Source organism: Azospirillum sp. B2RO_4 (genome assembly GCF_051124815.1).
Lineage (GTDB): Bacteria > Pseudomonadota > Alphaproteobacteria > Azospirillales > Azospirillaceae > Azospirillum.
In genome coordinates, this window is the sequence record NZ_CP118485.1 from 1036449 (window position 1) to 1057915 (window position 21467).

At 66.5% G+C, this 21467-nt stretch carries 22 protein-coding genes; 13 read left to right on the forward strand and 9 right to left on the reverse strand.

Annotated features, from left to right (window positions below; genetic code table 11):
* The first annotated feature begins 8 nt into the window (after positions 1 to 8).
* From PWS46_RS04820 to PWS46_RS04835, 4 genes are all read left to right on the forward strand, one after another.
* Positions 9 to 641, forward strand: a complete 633-nt coding sequence (locus PWS46_RS04820; RefSeq protein WP_434618761.1) for a hypothetical protein — start codon at positions 9 to 11, stop codon at positions 639 to 641.
* Positions 583 to 1077 carry a hypothetical protein gene (locus PWS46_RS04825; RefSeq protein ID WP_434618764.1) on the forward strand — a complete coding sequence of 165 codons (495 nt, stop codon included), beginning with the start codon at positions 583 to 585 and terminating at the stop codon, positions 1075 to 1077. The genes PWS46_RS04820 and PWS46_RS04825 overlap by 59 nt, the downstream gene beginning before the upstream one ends.
* 124 nt (positions 1078 to 1201) lie before the next feature.
* Entirely contained in the window at positions 1202 to 2008 is an 807-nt protein-coding gene (locus PWS46_RS04830) for a hypothetical protein (RefSeq protein ID WP_434618767.1), read from the forward strand.
* 89 nt (positions 2009 to 2097) lie between these two features.
* Complete coding sequence (locus PWS46_RS04835) at positions 2098 to 2652, forward strand: hypothetical protein (RefSeq protein WP_434618770.1); 555 nt, start codon at positions 2098 to 2100, stop codon at positions 2650 to 2652.
* 6 nt (positions 2653 to 2658) lie between these two features.
* Here the strand turns inward: PWS46_RS04835 and PWS46_RS04840 are convergent, their stop codons facing one another.
* A complete protein-coding gene (locus tag PWS46_RS04840; RefSeq protein ID WP_434618773.1) occupies positions 2659 to 3384 on the reverse strand; it encodes an alpha/beta fold hydrolase in 726 nt (241 codons plus the stop codon).
* A gap of 16 nt (positions 3385 to 3400) precedes the next feature.
* Positions 3401 to 3946 carry a hydrolase gene (locus PWS46_RS04845; RefSeq protein WP_434618776.1) on the reverse strand — a complete coding sequence of 182 codons (546 nt, stop codon included), beginning with the start codon at positions 3944 to 3946 and terminating at the stop codon, positions 3401 to 3403.
* 257 nt (positions 3947 to 4203) lie between these two features.
* On the opposite strand from PWS46_RS04845, the gene PWS46_RS04850 reads away from it, so the two are divergent.
* Positions 4204 to 5769, forward strand: a complete 1566-nt coding sequence (locus PWS46_RS04850; RefSeq protein ID WP_434618779.1) for a DEAD/DEAH box helicase — start codon at positions 4204 to 4206, stop codon at positions 5767 to 5769.
* Between the two features lie 4 nt (positions 5770 to 5773).
* On the forward strand, positions 5774 to 6016 hold the full coding sequence (locus tag PWS46_RS04855) for an Lrp/AsnC ligand binding domain-containing protein (protein WP_085089209.1): 243 nt from the start codon (positions 5774 to 5776) through the stop codon (positions 6014 to 6016).
* A 69-nt stretch (positions 6017 to 6085) separates the two neighbouring features.
* Here the strand turns inward: PWS46_RS04855 and PWS46_RS04860 are convergent, their stop codons facing one another.
* The 3 genes from PWS46_RS04860 to PWS46_RS04870 form a co-directional block, all read right to left on the reverse strand.
* Positions 6086 to 6505: a winged helix-turn-helix domain-containing protein gene (locus tag PWS46_RS04860; protein WP_434618783.1), complete on the reverse strand. Its 420-nt coding sequence runs from the start codon at positions 6503 to 6505 to the stop codon at positions 6086 to 6088.
* Positions 6506 to 6522: 17 nt separating this feature from the next.
* Positions 6523 to 7650 carry a PLP-dependent cysteine synthase family protein gene (locus PWS46_RS04865; RefSeq protein WP_434618786.1) on the reverse strand — a complete coding sequence of 376 codons (1128 nt, stop codon included), beginning with the start codon at positions 7648 to 7650 and terminating at the stop codon, positions 6523 to 6525.
* A gap of 93 nt (positions 7651 to 7743) precedes the next feature.
* Positions 7744 to 9432, reverse strand: coding sequence for a cache domain-containing protein (locus PWS46_RS04870; RefSeq protein WP_434618789.1), 1689 nt, complete (start codon positions 9430 to 9432; stop codon positions 7744 to 7746).
* Between the two features lie 234 nt (positions 9433 to 9666).
* On the opposite strand from PWS46_RS04870, the gene PWS46_RS04875 reads away from it, so the two are divergent.
* The gene (locus PWS46_RS04875) at positions 9667 to 10398 is read left to right on the forward strand and encodes a DUF6065 family protein (protein ID WP_434618792.1); all 732 of its coding nucleotides are present in this window, start codon (positions 9667 to 9669) and stop codon (positions 10396 to 10398) included.
* Here the strand turns inward: PWS46_RS04875 and gmk are convergent, their stop codons facing one another.
* Together gmk and PWS46_RS04885 are read right to left on the reverse strand one after the other, a co-directional pair.
* Complete coding sequence (gene gmk / locus PWS46_RS04880; RefSeq protein WP_434618795.1) at positions 10399 to 11046, reverse strand: guanylate kinase; 648 nt, start codon at positions 11044 to 11046, stop codon at positions 10399 to 10401.
* A 22-nt stretch (positions 11047 to 11068) separates the two neighbouring features.
* A complete protein-coding gene (locus tag PWS46_RS04885) occupies positions 11069 to 11935 on the reverse strand; it encodes a YicC/YloC family endoribonuclease (protein ID WP_434618798.1) in 867 nt (288 codons plus the stop codon).
* Between the two features lie 142 nt (positions 11936 to 12077).
* Here PWS46_RS04885 and PWS46_RS04890 point away from each other — a divergent pair, with 142 nt between their 5' ends.
* A complete protein-coding gene (locus tag PWS46_RS04890; protein WP_434618801.1) occupies positions 12078 to 12839 on the forward strand; it encodes an SDR family NAD(P)-dependent oxidoreductase in 762 nt (253 codons plus the stop codon).
* A gap of 218 nt (positions 12840 to 13057) precedes the next feature.
* Here PWS46_RS04890 and PWS46_RS04895 read toward each other — a convergent pair whose 3' ends face one another.
* On the reverse strand, positions 13058 to 14344 hold the full coding sequence (locus PWS46_RS04895; RefSeq protein WP_085089217.1) for a hypothetical protein: 1287 nt from the start codon (positions 14342 to 14344) through the stop codon (positions 13058 to 13060).
* Between the two features lie 284 nt (positions 14345 to 14628).
* Positions 14629 to 15819, reverse strand: a complete 1191-nt coding sequence (rnd, locus tag PWS46_RS04900; RefSeq protein ID WP_434618805.1) for a ribonuclease D — start codon at positions 15817 to 15819, stop codon at positions 14629 to 14631.
* 343 nt (positions 15820 to 16162) lie between these two features.
* Here rnd and aspS point away from each other — a divergent pair, with 343 nt between their 5' ends.
* From aspS to frr, 5 genes are all read left to right on the forward strand, one after another.
* Positions 16163 to 17989, forward strand: coding sequence for an aspartate--tRNA ligase (gene aspS / locus PWS46_RS04905; protein ID WP_434618808.1), 1827 nt, complete (start codon positions 16163 to 16165; stop codon positions 17987 to 17989).
* A 241-nt stretch (positions 17990 to 18230) separates the two neighbouring features.
* Positions 18231 to 19013: a 30S ribosomal protein S2 gene (rpsB, locus tag PWS46_RS04910; RefSeq protein WP_109155550.1), complete on the forward strand. Its 783-nt coding sequence runs from the start codon at positions 18231 to 18233 to the stop codon at positions 19011 to 19013.
* A gap of 133 nt (positions 19014 to 19146) precedes the next feature.
* The gene (gene tsf / locus PWS46_RS04915; protein ID WP_434618811.1) at positions 19147 to 20079 is read left to right on the forward strand and encodes a translation elongation factor Ts; all 933 of its coding nucleotides are present in this window, start codon (positions 19147 to 19149) and stop codon (positions 20077 to 20079) included.
* 67 nt (positions 20080 to 20146) lie between these two features.
* A complete protein-coding gene (gene pyrH, locus PWS46_RS04920; protein WP_434618814.1) occupies positions 20147 to 20902 on the forward strand; it encodes a UMP kinase in 756 nt (251 codons plus the stop codon).
* 40 nt (positions 20903 to 20942) lie between these two features.
* The gene (gene frr / locus PWS46_RS04925) at positions 20943 to 21464 is read left to right on the forward strand and encodes a ribosome recycling factor (RefSeq protein WP_432264202.1); all 522 of its coding nucleotides are present in this window, start codon (positions 20943 to 20945) and stop codon (positions 21462 to 21464) included.
* Positions 21465 to 21467: the final 3 nt, after the last annotated feature.

Here is a 21467-nt window from a genome sequence, read left to right on the forward strand (position 1 = left end):
TCGTGGAGTTGTCGAGGAAGCTGCTCGAACAGGCGTTCGAGATGATGGGTGATCTTGCCGCTCAGGACGGCAAGGTCATAGACATCGCCGTCTATGGCGGATCGTGCCTTCTGCTCGCCGGCAACATCCGCGACGTGACTCGTGATGTCGACGCGGTGTTCCTCAACGAACGCGGCCGCGGCTACGAGCTTGCCGATCTCGTCGGACGTCGTCTCGGCCTTCCCCATGACTGGCTCAATCAGGCGGTGAAGAGCGTTGCTCCGCCGAAGGGCAATCCGCAGCCGAACCTGCTTCCGTTCGGAGAGTATCCAAGAAACGGGCAGATCGGTCTTCGCGTCTATCTGCCGACTCCGGAATACATGCTGGCGATGAAGCTGCTCGCCAACCGGCTCGACGATCCCGAAGGGCTGGCCCGAGACAGACGGGACCTCTATTTTCTGATGGATATCACAGGCTTGGCGACAGCAGAGCAGTTGGCGGAGCTTGTGACGCTTTGCTATCCGCAGGTTCCCGGAACAAATGCGCGCATCGCCGCGAAGATCGAGGATATCGTCCAGGGTTATGCTGCCCGGGGGTGTGAAGATGACCGACGACCTGAACCACCGTCCTGGAACGCTGGCCGAGGCCATCCGACGCTATAAATCCGGACGGCAGACCTTCTCGGTGGCGTTGGGCGAGTTGCTCGACGAATTCTACATGGACGGCGACAAGGGCAGCCGGCTGGCCCGCCTGCAAGATCCTCCTGAGTGCGCTGGCGACAAAGTCTTTGACGCCTATGCCGGCGCGGTCGGCGAACATCTGGTGCGCCGCTGGCATCTCGGCACCCCGCCGGAATGGACCGAGGAACCTTGCCGCTTCCTCCGACGCCCGTGGTTTCCGCCGGGCGTGCAGGCGGAAAAGCCGATCCTTCTGGTCGAAAGCCCGATGGCCTTCCGTCGCAGGATGCTGTTCGTTGAGGCGGAACCTTTGCGGCGGGCGCGAATGCCCCACGACGCGCGATGGTGTGCCTACGAATATCTGCGCACGGGTTTGATGCCGGAAGGGGACAGTGTCGATCCGCTCCCGGACGGCGCATAGACGTGGGTGGAAAATCCCGCAGATTTTTCGCTGTTTTGGAGAAGGTCCCGCCTGGTCTATCATTCGGGCAAGCGCCGTTCCGGGAGACTGTCTCGCGGTCCATGGCCCGTTCCACAGGAAACCCATGCCCCCCTTGGCCAATCCCGGCGCCGACATTTCGGCCGATGCTATCCCGCCCGAAATGGTCGCCGATGCTCTGTCGCCATTGACCCCCTTCGTTACCGACCTCTTCGTTCCCCGCTATCAACCCTGCGAGGTCGGGCGCTGGCGTGTGCAGGTGGCGCCGATCCTGCTCAGTGCCGGCTATTGGAGTCCGGCGCTGATGACGACCGATATGGCTGCCCTGCTGCGGCGCGAGGCCGACGGCGAGTATCGCTGCTGGATGTCGATGACGCCGATGGAGATCGAAAGCCAGGAGATCGGCGTCCGTGCGGCCACCGGCCATACGGTGGTGATGGGTATGGGCATGGGCTGGGCGGCGGTGAACGCGGCCCTGCGGCCGGAGGTGACGCGGGTCACGGTGGTCGAGCTGGATCCCGATGTGATCGAGGTCAACCGCAGCGTCGGCCTGCTCGACCAGCTTCCGGCCGAGGCCGTGGCCAAGATTTCCATCGTCAATGCCGACGCGCTGGAGTTCCGCACCGACGAGCCGGCCGACACGCTGATGACCGACATCTGGCTGCCGATCAACGGCGACGAGCGGATGCAGCAGTCACGGATCATGGCGCGCAACACCGATGCCCGGCGGGTCTATGTATGGGGCCAGGAACTGGTCATCGCCCGCCGTGCCCGCGCACTCGGCCTGGAATTGACGGACGAGAGCGTGGCGCGGATCGTCGCGGAATTCGATCTGCCGCTGATCGGGCCGGAGCTTCCCGACTATCCGTCCCTGATCGGCCGCGCCGCGGACAAATGGCTGAAGGACGTGTGACGCTTTGACCACGCGCCGTGCCGAACCTCTCGTCCGGCGCGGCGTTGCTCCCCATATCGGGAGCAGCGACACCAACGGACGATCTGAAAATGCGCATGCTCCCGCCGCTCGCCGCCCTTGTGCTGGGCGCCTCGACCCTTGCCGCCTGCTCCAACGAGCGGGTGGTGGCGAGCGAGCCGGCCCCGGCCTACACGCGCAGCGAAGTCGCCTATGCGGCGGGCAACCGCGACCTGCGGGTGGTGCTGCACGGCGACCCCTTCGGTCTGCCGCCGGAGCGCTTCGCGGAGAAGGTGCTGCCCCATATGCAGAACCGCGTGATGGGCGTTAAGACCAATCTCACCACCACGCCCAGCGACACGGCGCGACGAGACTACAAGGTGGTTCTGGCCTTCAACGTGGCGCAGAACACGTTGAATTCCGAACTCTGCGCCGACAGGCCCATCCCAACCTCTCCGCCGGGCGGGGCCATCGTCGTGCAGGGGGCGTTCTGCCGGTCGGGTGCCGCGCTGACCTCCGCCACCGGCTGGCTCGACCGGCCGCAGGGGCCGGAAGATCCCGATTTCCGCAGCCTCATCAGCGACATGACCTTCTCGCTGTTCCCCAGCCCGCGGGCAGACCTGCTCTGCAACGGATCCGACTGCTGAACGGGCTCAGTCCCGCAGCAGCCAGTCGCGCATCAGGGCGGTGACCGCCTGCGGCTGCTCCATCGCCGACAGGTGGCCGCAGTCCTCGATCAGCACCAGCCGGGCGCCGGGGATGGCGTCGGCCATCTCCTCATGCAGCGCCGGCGGCGTCAGGATGTCCTGGCGCCCGCAGATCACCAGGGTCGGGCAGCGGATGGCGGCCAGCCCCGGCCGGCTGTCCACCCGGTTGATGATCGCCTCCTGCTCGCGCGCGTAGCCGTCGACGCCGACCCGCTCCATCTGTGCCAGCACGGAGCGGACGAACCCGTCGTCCGCCAGTCGATCCGGATGGATCAGGCGGGGCAGGGCGGCGCGGATCACCTGCCCGTATCGCCCCTGCCGGGCGAGCGCCACCGCCTCGCGCCGGGTGGCGGTCGCCTCCGCCGTATCGGCCCGGGCGTTGGTGTCGAGCAAAGCCAGCCGCTCCACCCGCTCCGGCGCGCGGCGCAGGATCTCCAGCGCGACATAGCCGCCCATCGACAGGCCGGCGACGGCGAAGCGCTCCGGCGCCTGGGCCAGCACCTTGTCGGCCATCGCAGCGATGGTCGCGCAGTCGGCAAGTTCGATCACCTGCGGGTCGGCGACGTCGCCGAGATGCCGGACCTGATGGTTCCACAGCGCCGCGTCCAGCGGCATGCCGGGCAGCAGGATCAGGGCAGGGCGGCCGGTGGAGCCTGTAGAATTGACGGACATGGGGCTTCTCCTGCGCCTACTTGACCAGCGCGCTGACGACCTTGAAGACCGGCGTGCCGGCCCGTTCCATCCACTCGAACAGCACCATCTCGGTGGTGACGATGGTTACGCCGGCGGCACGCATCCGCTCCAGCGCCATGGCGTGGTTGGCGGGGGTGCGCGACGATGCCGCGTCGGCCACCAGATAGACGGCATGTCCCTGCTGGCGCAGCCCCAGCGCGGTCTGCATCACGCAGACATGCGCCTCCGTCCCGCACAGCACGATCTGTCGGCGGTTCAGGGCTTCCACCGCCGCATTGAAGGCCGGCTCCCCGGTGCTGCCGAAGGTGATCTTCTCGATCACCGGCGTGCCTTCCGGCAGATGGGCGCGCACCGCCTCCACCGTCGGCCCCAGGCCGCGCGGATACTGCTCGGTCACCAGCACCGGCACCGACAGGGCGGCGGCGCCCTTCAGCAGCATCGCGGCGTTGCGGACGACGCGCTCGGAGTCGTGGATGGCCGGCAGCAGCCGCTCCTGCACATCCACCACCACCAGCACCGATTCCTGGGCACGAAGAATCATCAAATGCTCTCGACCGTTCCATTTGAAGCGGACAGCCCCCCATTGGGGCGCCGGCAGGCGCCGCGACTCGCGGTACTGCCGGAGAACAGCCTAGCGCAGGGCGCCGATTTCGCCAACGCGGCGTGTTTTCGCGCCGATTTTCGGTTTCGGAACATCGGATCTATTGACATGCGGCTTTGACTTCCTATTCTTCGGCCTCATCCAGGCATCGGGCGTTGAACGCTCGATTTCCGCACTCCAGAACAGAAACAGGTTGGATGCTTTTTTCGGAACTTGGGCTTGGCCCTGACGTCCTGCGCGCCATCGAGGACAAGGGTTACACCCAACCGACGCCCATTCAGGAACAGGCAATTCCCTGTGTCCTGCAACGCCGCGACGTGCTGGGCTGCGCGCAGACGGGCACCGGCAAGACGGCGAGCTTCACCTTGCCCATGATCGACATCCTGGCGTCGGGCCGTGCCCGCGCGCGGATGCCGCGGTCGCTGATCCTGGAGCCGACGCGCGAGCTGGCGGCCCAGGTGTCGGAAAGCTTCGAGACCTACGGCAAGTACCACAAGCTCAGCATGGCGCTGCTGATCGGCGGCGAGACCTTCACCGAACAGGTGAAGAAGCTCGATCGCGGCGTGGATGTGCTGATCGCGACTCCGGGTCGTCTCATCGACCTGTTCGAGCGCGGCAACATCATGCTGAACGACATCAAGGTCTTCGTCATCGACGAGGCCGACCGCATGCTCGACATGGGCTTTATCCCGGACATCGAGCGCATCGTCAGCAAGCTGCCGAAGAACCGCCAGACCCTGTTCTTCTCGGCGACCATGCCGCCGGAAATCCGTCGTCTGGCCGATGCCTTCCTGACCCAGCCGCTTGAGATCAGCGTCGCTCCGCCCGCCTCGCCGGCGGAGACGGTCACCCAGGCGCTGGCTCTGGTCCACGAGATGGACAAGCGCAAGGCGCTGCGCCACCTGCTGCAGACCGAGGACGTCAAGAACGCCTTCATCTTCTGCAACCGCAAGCGCGACATCGCGGTCCTGCAGAAGTCGCTGGAGCGCCACGGCTTCAATGTCGGCGCGCTGCACGGCGACATGGTCCAGTCCAAGCGCACCGAGACGCTGGAGCGGTTCAAGCAGGGCGAGATCACGCTGCTGGTCTGCTCCGACGTCGCCGCCCGCGGCATCGACGTCCAGGGCCTCAGCCACGTCTTCAATTTCGACGTGCCTCTGACCCCCGACGACTATGTCCACCGGATCGGTCGCACCGGCCGCGCCGGCAAGCAGGGTCGCGCCTTCATGCTGGCCACGCCGGACGACACGAAACTGGTCGGCGCCATCACGCGCCTCATCAAGCGGGAGATTCCCATGATCGCCATCGACGGCCTGGAGACGGCCGAGTTCGGCGAGGAAGACGGCAGCTCCCGCGGGCGTGGCCGCGGCCGTGGCGGCCGTGGTGCCAAGCCGGAAGGCCGTTCGGAAGGCCGTCCGCCCCGTGGCGGCCGTGACGAGCGCGCCCCGCGTGAGGAGGCCGCCGCTCCCCGCGAGGAGCGTGCCGCTCGCGAAGAGCGTCCGGCCCGTGAAGAGCGCCCGATGCGCGAGGACCGTCCGGTTCGGGAGGAGCGTCAGCCCCGCGAATCGCTGGCCGCCGCCGAATCCCGCCGCAGCAACGAGCCGCGCCGCGACCGTGATCGCGACCGCCGCCGCCGCCGTGACGACGATGACGACGACGTGCCGGTGATCGGCTTCGGCGATCACATGCCGGCCTTCATGCTGCGCTCGGCCCGCCCGCGTCCGTCCAGCGAAGCCTCGACCGACCCGTCGCAGGAGGGCTGAGCCCGTGCAGACCATCTTCGTCATGGTCAAATGCGACCTCGGTCGCGCCTATGAAGTCGCCGATCAGGCCGTGCAGCTGATCGAACAGGTGTCGGAGGTGCATTCCATCTCCGGCCAGTATGATCTGCTGATGAAGTGCTACCTGAAGCAGGACGACGACATCGGCCGTTTCGTGACGGAGCATGTGCAGACCCTTCCCGGCGTCCGCGACACCTTTACGCTGATTGCGTACAAGGCGTTTGCATAAATCCAGGATGGCTTCGAATGACAAAAGGCCGGGCGCAATGCCCGGCCTTTTTCGTTTCACGACGTCGCTCTACCTGCCCGGTCCGCACCCCGGCCCCACCCCCGGATCGCCGGCGAAACTCCCGTCGTCCACCTGCTTGTCCGCGCCGTAATCCGGATTGATCCCCGCCGCCAGTGCCGCCAGCCGGTGGGCAGTCGCCACATGCGCCTCGCGCTCGACCGCGCGGTAATGGTCGATCACCTGTTCGCCGAATTCGGTCAGCACCGTGCCGCCGCCATGCTTGCCGCCGACCGCCGCACTCACCACCGGTTCGCGGAAGATGCGGTTCAGGTCGTCCACCAGCAGCCATGCCCGCCGATAGGACATCCCCAGCGCCCGCCCGGCGGCGGAGATCGATCCGGTCTCGCGGATCCGCTCCAGCAGGGCGATCTTGCCGGGACCGATCGAGCCGCCGGTCTCGAAATCGATGCGGATCCGCATGCGGGTCATGGCGGCCGGCCTCCCGGTCAGCGCCCGGCCGTTTCCAGCCCGTCGCCGCTCCAGGCGCCGGTCCGGAAGAAGCCGTCGATCCGCTCGCACCACGGGTCGATGTCCAGCCCGTTCGCCTCAAGCCAATCGCGGTTGAAGTAGGTCCCCATATAGCGCTCGCCGGGGTCGCAGATCAGGGTGGCGACGCTGCCTTGCCGGCCCTCGCGCATCATCTCGGCGATCAGTTCGATGGAGCCCACCAGATTGGTGCCGGTGGAGCCGCCGCAGGCGCGGCCCAGCCGCTCGCGCAGGACCCAGACGGCGGCGATGCTGGCGGCGTCGGGCACGCGGATCATCCGGTCGATCACCGTCGGCTGGAAGGATGGCTCCACCGTCGGCCGCCCGATGCCTTCGATGCCGGACCCCCGTCCGACGCCGGCCTTCGGGTCGTTGTCGCGGAATCCGGCGAAGAAGGCCGAATGCTCAGGATCGGCGACGCACACCCGCGTCGGCAGCCGTCGATAGCGGACATAGCGCCCGAAGGTGGCGGAGGTGCCGCCGGTGCCGGCGCCGCAGACGATCCAGTCCGGCACCGGATGCGGTTCCTGGGCCAGCTGATCGAAGATCGACTGGGCGATGTTGTTGTTTCCGCGCCAGTCGGTGGCGCGCTCGGCATAGGTGAACTGGTCCATGAAATGGCCGTCGCACTCGCGGGCCAGCCGCTGCGCCTCGGCACAGACCTCCGACGCGCGCTCCACCATATGGCAGCGGCCGCCATAGAACTCGATCTGCGCGATCTTGGCCGGCGAGGTGTTGCGCGGCACCACGGCGACGAAGGGCAGCTCCAGCAGTTGCGCGAAATAGGCCTCCGACACCGCCGTCGATCCCGACGACGCCTCGATCACCGTCGTGCCCTCGCGCACCCAGCCGTTGCAGATGGCGTAGAGGAACAGGGACCGCGCCAGCCGGTGCTTCAGGCTGCCGGTGGGGTGGGTCGATTCGTCCTTCAGGTACAGCGTGATCCCCTGCGCCGCCGGGATCGGCAGCCGCAGCAGGTGGGTGTCGGCCGAGCGGTTCACGTCCGCCTCGATTCGGCGCAGCGCCTCGTCGAGCCAGCCCCGGCGGGCGACGGTCGGGGCGGTTGCGGCGGGGGAGGGGATGGTCATGGCATATATCCGGCGATTGGCTGACCCCATCCATAGCGCGGATTGTTGCCGAATGCATCCGGCGCCGCACCCATTTCCCGCCGCAACAGACGGTCAGCCCTGGCGGATGCGGGCGACGAAGGCCGACACTTCGCCCAGCATGCGGTCGGCGCGCTCGCCCACCGTTCGGGCCGCGGCGGCGACCTCGGCGGAGGCCTGCCCGGTGGCGGTGGCGTGGCTGCACACGAGGTTCAGGCTGTCGGACACCGAGCTGACGCCCTGCGCCGCCTCGTTGACGTTGCGGCTGATGTCGCGGGTCGCCGCCCCCTGTTCCTCGATTGCGGCGGAGATGCTGGACGCGACGCTGTTCACCGTCTCGATGGCGCCGCCGACCCCGCGCATCGCCTCCACCACCGACGAGGTGGCGTCGGTCATGGCGGCGATCTGCGCCTGCACGTCGTCGGTGGCCTTGGCGGTCTGGTTTGCCAGGTTCTTCACCTCGCTGGCGACCACGGCGAAGCCCTTGCCGGCCTCGCCGGCGCGGGCGGCCTCGATGGTGGCGTTCAGGGCCAGCAGGTTTGTCTGCTCGGCGATGGAGCGGATCAGATCGACCACCTCCACCGTGCGCCGGGCGACTCCGTCCAACTGCTCGATCAGGGCGTAGGTGCGGCGCACATCCTCCACCGCGCGGGCCGAGCCGGTGGTCGATTCGGCGATCTGCTGGGCGATCTCGCGGATGGAAGCGGCCAGTTGCTCGGTTGCACCCGCCACCGCCTGGACATTGCCGGAGGTCGTCCCGGCGGCGCGGGCGGCGCCGTCCATCAGCCGGGTGGTCTGTTCCGCCCCGCTGCTCATCGCGCCCGATGTGTGGGTCAGCTGCCCGGCCGACTCGGCGACCGAACGGACCAGGGCGCCGACCGTGCTTTCGAACTCGTCGGCCAGCCGCTTCATGGTGGCGCGGCGGGCCTCATCGGCCTCCCGTTCCAGCGCGGCATGGCGGCGGCGCAGATCCTCCGCCTCGATGGCGCTGAGACGCAGGGTTTCCACCGAGCGGGCCAGCGCCCCCACCTCGTCGGGGCGGTCGGTGCCGGCGACCTGGGCGGCGAGATCGCCCTTGGCGATTCGGCCGGTGGCGGCGGCGATGCCGTCCAGCCCCTTGCCGATGCGCGACACCAGCTGGAAACCGAACAGCCCGAGAACCAGCGCCGCCGCCAGCGTCACCGCCAGCGTGTTGATCAGCGTGCTGCGGAAAGCGGCATCGACGTCGTCGATATAGACGCCGGTGCCGATCATCCAGCCCCACGGCTCATAGATCGCGGCATAGGCCAGCTTCGGAAACGGTTCGGTGCCGCCGGCCTTGGGGAAGTTGTAGATCAGCGTGCCGTCGCCGCTGCGCGCCGAGTCGATCAGCCCGCGAATCACCAGAACGCCGTTGCTGTCCTTGAAATCGGCCAGTTTGCGGGTGCCTTCCAGGTCGGGACGGACACCATGGAACACGTTGGTGCCGTCGAACTCGTACCCGAACATGTATTCGTTGCCGAAGAAGCGCAGGGCACGCAGCGCGGCCTTGGCGCGGGCCTGCGCCTCTTCCCGGCTGAACTCGCCCTTCGCGGCGCGCGCGTCGTAGGACTTCATGAGCGACAGCGAGGTCTGCACCACCGCCTGGATCGAGTTGCGGTATCCCTCGACCATGGTCTCGCGCTTCGACGTCGCGGACCAGATTCCGGCCACCAGGATGGTGGCGAGGAACAGCCCCTGAAGGATCAGGAGCTTCGCCTTGATGCTGTTGAGTTTGGTGAACATTGCCCAGCCCCACACGATGCGCGCGCCACCACGGCCGTCGCCTGCAGACACGGCATAGTGCGCCTCGCTAATTGATCTAACGCTAATACGAAGTGTGCCACATACTGGAGTACTTCGCGACTGCGCAATCTCTAACGTGGGCCTAGGAATAATCCGGATGGAAAGGCGGCCGGTTGTGACCATCGCCAGCCTCCGGGTTACACCTGATGGCGAAGTCTGGCAGGATGCGGCGCTATGACGCTGATCGCTTATCCGCTCTCGGGCGCGTTGCCCGACATCCGCCCGGCCCGTCCGACCCGCGACTGGATCGACTCCCTGCCGGAGCAGTACGGCTATCGCTGCCTGCCGCTGAACATTGCCAGCATGCATGGATGGGAGGTCTGCTGCCCCGTGCGGGTGACGGCGGTGTGGGACGGCGGAGTCGGCGTCGAGGCCATCACCGTCACCGCGGAGGAGCCGCATCCCCTGCTGCCCGCCAGCCATTTCGGCAGCGGCGTGCTGACCTTCCACGTCGCCGCGCTGTTCCGCACGCCGCAGGGCGTCAACCTGATGGTGACCGGCCCACTGAACCATCCGAAGCACGGCATCATGGGCCTGTCGGGGATCATCGAGACCGACTGGTCGCCCTATCCCTTCACCATGAACTGGAAATTCACCGCGCCCGGCGTACCGGTGACCTGGGAGAAGGGCGAACCCTTCGCCCATCTGATGCCGGTCCAGCGCGGATTGGTTGAAAGCCTGACGCCGGAGGTCCGCGACCTCGACAGCGATCCGGAGACGGCGGCCCAGTACCGCGCCTGGGCGGCCTCGCGCAGCCAGTTCAACAGCGACCTGCAGACGCCGGGCAGCGCCGCGGCGCAGGAACGCTGGCAGAAGGGCTACTACCGCGGCAAGCAGCCCGACGGCACGGACGGCCCGCCCGGCCATGAGATCAAGGTCCGGGCGAAACCGTTTCCGAACAGATAGTTACAGCGTGTCCTGAATGCTGCGCACGAACTCCGGCAGGCCGACCTGACGGCGGCGGCGCAGCCGTTCGGCGTGCAGGATCGACTCGACCGCGTTGATGCTCTCGTTCACGTCGCTGTTGACGATGACGTAGTCGTATTCTGGCCAATGGCTGATCTCGTTGGACGCCTTCGCCATGCGGTTGGCGATGACCTCCTCCGAATCCTGGCCCCGGCCGCGCAGGCGGCGTTCCAGTTCGCTGACCGACGGCGGCAGGACGAAGACGCTGACCAGATCGTCGCGGGCGTTCTGCGCCAACTGCTGCGCGCCCTGCCAGTCGATGGCGAACAGCACGTCGCGCCCGGCGCCCAGCGCATCCTCCACCGCCACCCGCGGGGTGCCATAGCAGTTGCCGAAGACGCGGGCATGCTCCAGCAAGTCGCCCGTCTCCGCCATGTGGTCGAAGCGCTGCTGGTCGATGAAGTAATAATCCAGCCCTTCGGCCTCGCCGGGACGCATCGGCCGGGTCGTCACCGACACCGACATGGTGATGCCGGCATCGCGCTCAAGCAGGCCGCGGGCGATGGTGGTCTTGCCGGCACCCGACGGGGAGGACAGCACCAGCATCAGGCCGCGCCGGTGGATCAGGGAGGTGTTGGTCGGAGCCATGGCGCTCACTCGCTGTTGCCGGTTATTCGATGTTCTGGACCTGCTCGCGAAGCTGCTCGATGGAGGCTTTCAGCGACAGGCCGATGCGGGTCAGTTCGACGTCCGCCGATTTGGAGCAGAGCGTGTTGGCCTCGCGGTTGAACTCCTGACACAGGAAATCGAACCGCCGGCCGATGGCCCCGCCTTCCGCCATCAGGTCGCGCGCGGCCTGGATGTGGGCACGCAGCCGGTCCAATTCCTCGCGCACATCGGCCTTGCCGATCAGGATCGCCGCCTCCTGCGCCAGCCGGTCCTCCGACAGGGCGGGGAAGGAGCCGAGGATCGCGGCGACCTGGGCGCGCAGCTTCTCGCGCAGCGCCTCCGGCTGGGTGGAGGCGCAGGCAGAGGCCGCCTCGACCAGCCGGGCAATCTCGTCGAGATGGCCGTTCAGCACCTCGGCGATGCGGGCACCCTCGGCGAGGCGGTTGACCACCAGCTGGTCGACCAGCTTGGCCAGCTCGCCCTTAAGCACCGATTCGACGCGCTCGCGGGCCTCGGTCTCGTCCTCTTCCACCGGCTCGATGATGCCGCGGACCGCCAGCAGCGAATCCAGCCGGGGCGGTGCGGCGCCGGCCCCCTCGATCTCCCGTGCGATCTCCAAGACCTGCGCCAGGAGTTCGCGGTTGATGCGCAACTGCGACACCGCCTGGGCGCGGTTGACGGTCAAAGTCAGGTTGACGTTGCCGCGGGCCAGCCGCTTCGGCAGCTCCGCGCGCGCCACCGCCTCGACGCTGTCGAAGCCCGACGGCAGGCGGCAGCGCAGATCCAGGCTGCGGCCATTGACGCTCTTGGCCTCGAAGGTCCAGGAATAGCCGTCGCCGTGCCCGTCGACGCGCGCGAAACCGGTCATGCTGGCAATGACGGGGCGATGGGCTGGCAAAGGCGGCCTCTTTTGAAAAGCGGTGTCGATATGTGTCGTGCTTATAAACGCGACACCAACCTACAACAAGCTTCCGCGCCATGCGGCAGCCCACGAACAGGGCAGGAACTCCATGAAGCAGCCGCGGTCCATCGTCATTACCGGCGCTTCCAGCGGCATCGGCGAGGCCCTGGCTGTCCTTTACGCCGCGCCGGGTACGGCCCTCGCGCTGACCGGCCGCGACTCCGCGAGGCTGGAGGCGGTGGCCCAGCGCTGCCGCGCCGCCGGCGCCCAGGTGGAGACGGCGTTGATCGACGTGGCCGACCGCACCGCCATGGCGGGTTGGCTGGCGCAGGTGGATGCCGGAACGCCGGTCGACCTGCTGATCGCCAATGCCGGCATGTCGGCCGGCACCGGCGATGGCGGTGAGACGGAGGAGCAGGCCCGGCGCATCCTGGCGGTCAACATCGACGGCGTGCTGAACAGCATCCATCCGCTGCTTCCGGCCATGCGGGCGCGCCGACGCGGCCAGATCGCCATCATGGCGTCCCTGGCGGGATTCCGCGGCCTTCCCGGCGCGCCGGCCTATTGCGCCAGCAAGGCGATGGTCCGGGTCTATGGCGAGGCGTTGCGTGGCGATCTGGCGGGGGAGGGGGTCGGCGTGTCGGTGATCTGCCCCGGCTTCGTCAAAAGCCGGATGACTGCGGTGAACCGCTTCCCCATGCCCTTCCTGATGGAAACCGATGCGGCCGTCCGCGTCATCCGCCGTGGGCTGGAGCGCAACAGGGCGCGAATCGCCTTTCCCTGGCCGATGATGGCCGCCGTCTGGCTGCTGGCCCTGCTGCCGCCTGCCTGGACCGACGGTCTGCTGCGGCAGGCGCCGCGCAAACCCTAGGTCCCTGCCCTTGGCGGTCAGTTCAACGGCAGCCTATGTGCCGGTGCGTCGAGCCCTGTGAAGTACCGAAGCCTCCTCAGCGGTCATTCCCGCGAAGGCGGGAATCCAGTCTGTTCAGGCGCTTACATCGGAAACTCTGGTTCCCCGCCTCCGCGGGGATGACGTCCGAGAAAGTGCGACTCCGGTATGGGCAGGCGCCGCGCAAGGCGTGAGCGGCGTCAATCCACCTTGGCGTGCGCGATGGCCTCGCGGACGCTGACGCCCTTGCGCATGATGTTGTCGACCGCGCGGCCTTGGACCAGATTGATCCCCATCTTGTGGGCATAGACCAGGCTGGTCACGCTGTCGCAGCGCGCCAGGATGAACTTGCAGCGATCCTGCTCGGCGATGCGGTCGCGGAAATACTTCTCGAACTGCGGGTCCATCTCCAGCATGTCGTTGGACCAGAAGATCTTGGCATAGTCGGCGTTCAGATATTCCAGATCGAAATTCGTCACCCAGAACGGGTTCAGACCGTCCACCGCGATCTGATAGCGGCGGTCCTGCGCGAACTCCACCACCTCGTTGAACAGCGACAGATTCTCGATCAGGTCGCCTTTCGACACCTCCAGCACCACCTGACCGCGGAAGTCGATCGGCAGCCGTTCATCGAACTTGACGAAGCCGGTGGAGATGACGGTCGACAGGTTGATGTTGATGCCGATCCGCCGCCCGCGCATGAAGCTCAGTCCATGGTTCAGGGCTCGCAGAACCGACTGGTCGAGATTGGCGGTGAAGTAGTTGAACAGCCATTTGTTGGCGGTGATGTCGTAATCGGGGCAGAGACGTTCCTGCAGCAGCTTGATGGAGATGTAGAGTTCATAATACTCCATCTCCGCATCGCCGCCGCCGATGTTGGCGATGCCCTGGTTGAACAGGAAGGGCGACAGGTCGAACATCTGCATGGAGCGTTCGAGCTTGCCCAACTCCTCCAGCGTGATCGGCGGCTTGGTCTCGGTGACGTGCTGCCCGGTCTCGTTCGCCTGCAGTTCTTCGATGAAACGGATGACGTTGATGAAGTTCAACGCCAGTTCCATGATCGAATAGAGCGAGTATTCCTTGTAGGGATTCGGCCCGGTCAGCGTCGTCTTCGACAGGAAGACCTGCTCCACCGTCTGGCAGACGTCGGTGACGCCCGTCAGCTTCAGCCCCTTGTAGAGGATGATGACGTCGCCGTTGGAGATGTTGAAGGACTGCAGATAGGAGGCCTTGGTCGCCAGTTCCTGGATGATGGAGCGGACCATCATCTGGCTGGTCGGATCGCGATCCTTCAGCAGCGACAGGTGCATGTGGATCAGCCGCATGCCCTGCAGTTCGTTCTTCGCCGACCGCAGCAGGTTCAGGAGCTTGTCGTTGTCAAAATCCGGCTTCTGGTCCTTGGCGGCGGCGACGGCGGCCTGCTTTTCCGTGGTGGAAAGCCGGACACGGTCCCGTCCAACCGGTGGTCTGCCGCCAAACCTGCTCATACCTTGCTCACTCCCACAACAAGCGTCGCGCCTGCCAACCACCCATGTCTTCGGCCGCTCGTTGTTCGGCAGCCTTCTGCTTTCCGTCTGGGCGTTTCCACCCGGCCGATTCCGGCGTTTCGCACACCGGCCGGGCATGCCCGGTCCGTCCGATCATACGAAGCCGAACCGATCTTAACGGTAACTTTCTTTAAAAAGCCCTTAAGGCTAAAGTCCGGGCGCAGGAGGCACCCGGACCGCCGCAAAAGGCGCCGCAATCATCGAAGCGACGCCATCCGAAAAGGTCAAGTTTCGGATTCGGCCGAATCGGTCGTCTGGCGCGGTTCGCCAGCAGGAACGATGCGGACGCGACGATCTATGACCGCAAGTCCGATCTTTCCGTGCTTCAGAGCCAGCGCATCATTGCCGAACAGTTCGCGCCGCCAGCCCTGCATCGCCGGAATCTCTGCGCGATCATCGGCCGCCAGGGACTCCAGATCGGCCGAGGACGCCACCAGCTTCGCCGCGACATTGTTCTCGTCGCACTTCATCTTCAAAAGCACGCGCAGCAACTCGACGATCGGTTGCAGTCCGGGCGGCGGTTCCTCGCGCGGTTCGACGCGGGGCAGGGCGCTGTCCGGCAGGTCCAGCCCGGCCTGCACCGCGGCCAGCACGTCGGAGCCCTGGCGCCCTTCGGCGAAGCCGCGGCCCAGACCGCGGGTGCGGGCGAGATCGTCGACGGTGGTCGGCGCGTGGGCGGCGATCTCCAGCAGCGCCTCGTCGCGCAGAACGCGGGAACGCGGCTGGTCGCGGCGCTGGGCCTCGCGCTCGCGCCACGCCGCCAATTCTTTCAACACGGCCATGAAGCGCGGCTTGTTGGTCCGCACCTTCAGCCGCATGTAGGAGCTTTCCGGATCGACCTGATAGGTGGCCGGGTCGGTCAGGATCGCCATCTCCTCTTCCAGCCAGTGCGAACGGCCGGAACGGGCGAGGCGGCGCTTCAGCTTCTCATAGGCCGGGCGCAGGTGGATGACGTCGGACAGGGCGTAGGTCAGCTGCCGGTCGGTCAGTGGGCGGTGCGACCAGTCGGTGAAGCGGCTGGACTTGTCGATGCGGGCGCCGGCCAGCTTGGTCACCAGCGTCTCGTAGCCGACGCTCTCGCCGAAGCCGCAGACCATCGCCGCGACCTGGGTATCGAACAGCGGATGCGGGATCTGGCCGGACAGATGCCAGAATATCTCCACATCCTGCCGGGCGGCGTGGAACACCTTCAGTACCGACGGGTCGCTCATCAGCGCGAACAGCGGCGCCAGGTCGATGCCCTCGGCCAGCGGGTCGATGGCGACCGCGCCGTCGGGCCCGCCGACCTGCACGAGGCACAGTTGCGGCCAATAGGTCTTTTCCCGCAGGAACTCGGTGTCGACCGTGATGTACTCGGTCCCTGCCAGCGACTGACAGAAGGCCTGAAGGGCGTCGGTTGTCGTGATGAGCGTCATGGTTGCTTCATACACGACCGAACGGGTGCTTGAAAGTCCGCCGACGCGCGGAGCCGATGCGCGTTGCAAAAGGGCATGCCGGCCGGGCAGGCGGGCGGATTTTCCCGCTCCGCTTATCCCACGGCCCCGGCGGTGTTAAACTGGGCTCCGGCGGACGGACTGCCGGCGGATGGAACGGTTGAACAGGGTGGCCCAGGATGTTTCATACCGTTTCAAACGTTCCATCCGGGCTCCCGCCGCACTGCACCGCACCCTATCGCGGCTTGACTTTCGCGCGCGTCCGGTGTGGTGTGTCGAACCGCTTTTTCCGCCGGAATCCGCCCTTTTCAAGGTGTTTCGACCCATGCACCCCTACCGCACGCACACCTGCGGCCAGCTTCGTGAAGAGAATGCCGGTGAAACCGTCCGCCTGTCGGGCTGGATGAACCGGAAGCGCGACCATGGACAGCTGCTGTTCATCGACCTGCGCGACCATTACGGCCTGACGCAGTGCGTGGTCGATACCTCCAACCCGGCCTTCGAGGTCGCCAACCGGCTGAAGCTGGAATCGGTCATCACCGTCACCGGCAAGGTGGTGAAGCGCACGGCCGAGACCATCAACGACAAGCTGCCCACCGGCCGCATCGAACTGCAGATCGCCGAGCTGACCGTTGAAGGCGAGGCGGAGCAGATCCCGCTGCAGGTCAACCAGGACACCGACGCCGGCGAGGACGTGCGCCTGCGTTACCGCTTCCTCGACCTGCGCCGCGAGCGCATCCACGAGAACATCATGCTGCGGTCGCGCGTGATCGCCTCGGCGCGCCGCCGCATGATCGACCAGGGCTTTACCGAGTTCCAGACGCCGATCCTCACCGCCTCCTCGCCCGAGGGCGCGCGCGACTATCTGGTGCCGAGCCGCAACCATCCCGGCAAGTTCTACGCCCTGCCGCAGGCGCCGCAGCAGTTCAAGCAGCTGCTGATGGTCGCCGGCTTCGACCGCTACTTCCAGATCGCTCCCTGTTTCCGCGACGAGGACGCCCGCGCCGACCGCAGCCCGGGCGAGTTCTACCAGCTCGATTTCGAGATGTCCTTCGTCACCCAGGAAGACGTCTTCGCCGCCATCGAGCCGGTGCTGCACGGCATCTTCGACGAGTTCGGCGGTTTCCGCCGCGAGTCGAAGCCGGTCATCGACGGCCTGCCGTTCCGCCGCATCTCCTTTGCCGAATCGATGCTGAAGTACGGCAACGACAAGCCGGACCTGCGCAACCCCCTGGTCATCACCGACGTGACCGAGGTGTTCAAGCGCGACGACGTCGAATTCCGCGCCTTCAAGCAGACGCTTGAGAAGGGTGGCGTCGTCCGCGCCATCCGCGCTCCGAAGGTCTCCGACCGTCCGCGCAGCTTCTTCGACAAGCTGAACGATTGGGCTCGCGGTCTCGGCGCTCCAGGCCTCGGCTACATCGTCATGGAAGCCGGCGGCGGCAAGGGTCCGATCGCCAAGTTCGTGCCGGAAGCCGCACAGGCCGCCTTGCGCGACCTGGCCGGTCTTGAGGACGGCGACGCCATCTTCTTCGTCTGCGATCAGGCAGGCCCGGCGGCCAAGCTGGCCGGCCTCGCCCGCACCCGCATCGGCGAGGAGCTGGACCTGATCGAGAAGAACGCCTTCCGCTTCTGCTGGATCGTCGACTTCCCGATGTACGAGCTGGACGAGGAGACCAACAAGGTCATCTTCAGCCACAACCCGTTCTCCATGCCCCAGGGCGGCCTGAAGGCGCTGGAGACGATGAACCCGCTCGACATCAAGGCCTATCAGTACGACATCGTCTGCAACGGCGTGGAGCTGTCGTCCGGCGCCATCCGTAACCATCTGCCGGAAGTGATGTACAAGGCTTTCGAGATTGCCGGCTATCCGCCGGAGGAACTGGAAGCCCGATTCGGCGGCATGCTGAGCGCGTTCAAGCTGGGCGCACCGCCGCACGGCGGTTCGGCTCCGGGCATCGACCGCATCGTCATGCTGCTGGCCGACGAGCCGAACATCCGCGAAGTCATCGCCTTCCCGCTGAACCAGCGGGCCGAAGACCTTCTGATGCAGGCCCCGGCGCCGGTCGACACCGCCCGCCTGCGGGAGCTGCACCTGAAGCTCGACCTGCCGAAGCCGAAGGTCGCCGCGCCGTCCGCGCCGCAGGCGTAAAGGAACTTTCGCCGGTCTTTGGCGGTTTGGTGAAAAGGCCATCCGGACGCTGGTCCGGGTGGCCTTTTTCCTTGTCAACATGCGCGTGCGGGGCTATGTAAGCGCCGTCGTCAAAACCTCACGCGGGCTGGCGGACCCTCGGTTTTACTCCGATGGCCCGATCCGGTGTCTTCAGCCATGGTTTCCATGCGCCGTCGACAATGCCCGCGGCGGAGCAACCGGAAAAAGGGATTTTTTCCACATGACCATGCCCACCTTCACCATGCGCCAGCTGCTGGAAGCCGGTGTCCACTTCGGTCACCACACCCGCCGCTGGAACCCGAAGATGAACCAGTACATCTTCGGCGTGCGCAATGGCGTGCACATCATCGACCTCGAGCAGACCGTCCCGATGCTGCACCGCGCCCTGCAGGCCGTGCGTGACGTCGTCGCCGGCGGTGGCCGCGTCCTGTTCGTCGGCACCAAGCGCCAGGCCCAGGAGCGCATCGCCGAGGCTGCCGCCAAGTGCGGCCAGTACTACGTCAACCACCGCTGGCTCGGCGGCATGCTGACCAACTGGAAGACGATCTCCCAGTCGATCAAGCGCCTGCGCGAGATGGAAGAGCGTCTGGGCGGCGACACCTCGGGCCTGACCAAGCGCGAAGTGCTGGAGCTGACCCGCGAGCGCGACAAGCTGGAGCGTGCGCTGGGCGGCATCAAGGAGATGGGCGGCCTGCCGGACGTCATCTTCATCATCGACACCAACAAGGAGTCGATCGCGGTCAAGGAAGCCAACAAGCTGGGCATCCCGGTCATCGCGGTCCTCGACAGCAACTCCGATCCGGACGGCGTGGCCTTCCCGATCCCCGGCAACGACGACGCCCTGCGCGCCATCGAGCTGTACTGCGACCTGACGGTCGGCGCCGTGCTTGACGGCCTGCAGGCCGAGATGAGCGCCGCCGGCATCGACGTCGGCGCCGCCGAGGACGCCCCGGCCGAACAGCTGCCGGAGGAAGAGACCGCCGCCGAGACCGCCCAGGCCTGACCCTGACGGTTCAAGGGCAGCCGGGCCTTATGACCTATGGCCCGGCTGCCTTTTTTATGGGTTGCCACCCGTTTTGACTTTGTGACTCAATCCGATCCGCCTGCCGGATCGCTTGGAAGGAAGAGGGCGCAACATGGCCGAGATTACCGCCTCGCTCGTCAAGGAACTGCGCGAGAAGACCGGCGCGGGCATGATGGACTGCAAGAAGGCGCTGAACGAGACGCAGGGCGACCTCGAGGGCGCCGTCGACTGGCTGCGCAAGAAGGGCCTCGCCGCCGCTGCGAAGAAGTCGGGCCGCGTCGCCGCCGAGGGTCTGGTCGCCGTCGCCACCGCCGGCACCAAAGGTGCGGTCGTCGAGGTGAACGCCGAGACCGACTTCGTGGCCCGCAACGACAAGTTCCAGGCGTTCGCCGCCAAGGCCGCCGAGCTGGCCCTGACCACCGCCGGCGACGTCGAGACGCTGAAGGCCGCGACTTATCCGGGCACCTCGCACACCGCCCAGGACGAGCTGACCAGCCTGATCGCCACCGTCGGCGAGAACATGAACCTGCGCCGCGCCGTTACCCTGTCGGTTTCGGCCGGTGTCGTCGTCAGCTATGTCCACTCGGCCATCGCGCCGGGCCTGGGCAAGATCGGCGTCCTGGTCGCCCTGGAGTCGACCGGCGACACGGCCAAGCTGGCCGATCTCGGCAAGCAGATCGCCATGCACATTGCCGCCGCCCGTCCGGATGCGCTGGACATCGCCGATGTCGACAGCTCGTCGCTGGAGCGTGAGCGCAGCGTGCTGGCCGAGCAGGCCCGCGCTTCGGGCAAGCCGGAGAACATCATCGAGAAGATGGTCGAAGGCCGCGTCCGAAAGTACTACGAGGAAGTCTGCCTGCTGGAGCAGACCTACGTGATCGACGGCGAGACCAAGGTCCGCAAGGTGGTGGAGAACGCCGCCAAGGACGTTGGCGCTCCGGTCAAGGTGACGGCCTTCACCCGCTTCGCGCTGGGCGAGGGCATCGAGAAGGCCCAGTCGGACTTCGCCGCCGAAGTCGCCGCCGCCGCCGGCGGTCAGGGCTGAGACCGCTAAGGTCGAACGCTTAAGGTCCGCGAGCCGAATTCTGAAACAGCAAGGGAGCGTTCCCCCCATGGTCGAATCCACCGGGACCACCGCACCGACCGAGGACGTCCGCTACAAGCGCGTCCTCCTCAAGGTGTCGGGCGAGGCGCTGATGGGTCAGCGCGACTATGGTCTGGACCCGGAGATGGTGAACCGCATCGCCAACGAGGTGAAGGCGGTCATCGCACTCGGCGTCCAGGTCTGTCTGGTCATCGGCGGGGGGAACATCTTCCGGGGTGTGAAGGGTGCGGCGAACGGTATGGAGCGTGCCTCGGCCGACTATATCGGCATGCTCGCCACCGTGATGAACGCGCTCTCGATGCAGAGCGCGCTCGAACGGATGGGCGTCAGCACGCGGGTGCAGTCGGCCATCCCCATGTCGACGGTCTGCGAGCCCTACATCCGGCGCCGCGCCGTCCGTCACATGGAAAAGGGCCGGGTGGTGATCTTCGCCGCCGGCACCGGCAACCCCTTCTTCACCACCGACACCGCCGCGGCGCTGCGCGCCTCCGAAATGGGCTGTGACGGTCTGCTGAAGGGGACGCAGGTCGACGGCGTCTATACCGCCGATCCGAAGAAGGATCCGTCGGCCCAGCACTACGAACGCCTTACCTACATGGACGTCCTGACCAAGGATCTGCAGGTGATGGACGCTTCGGCGATCGCGCTGTCGCGCGAGAACCACATTCCCATTCTGGTCTTCTCGATCCACACGCCCGGCGCCTTCGCCGAAGTGATGCAGGGCCGTGGCAAGCACACCATCATAACGGAAGAAAGGGAGTAGGCCCGTGGCTGCGCCCGACCTATCGGATCTGAAGCGCCGCATGGAAGGCGCGCTTGAGTCGTTTCGCAAGGAACTGGGCGGTCTGCGTACCGGCCGCGCCTCGTCCAATCTGCTCGAACCGGTGATGGTGGAGGCCTATGGCAGCCGCATGCACCTGCGCGAGGTCGCGACGGTTTCCGTACCGGAGCCCCGCCTGATCTCGGTGCAGGTGTGGGACCGCGGCATGACCAAGGCGGTCGAGAAGGCCATCCGCGACAGCGGGCTGGGCCTGAACCCGCAGGCCGAGGGGCAGGTCATCCGCGTGCCGCTGCCCGACTTGACGCAGGAGCGCCGCGCCGAACTGGCGAAAGTCGCGCACAAGTACGCCGAGCAGTGCCGCGTCGCCATCCGCAACATCCGTCGCGACGGCATGGACGGCCTGAAGAAGGCCGAGAAGGCCAGCGAGATCACCCAGGACGAACACAAGGTCCAGGCGGACAAGGTGCAAGTGCTGACCGATCAGCACATCAAGCTGGTCGACGACTCGCTTGCGCAAAAAGAAAAGGAAATCATGCAGGTCTGATCC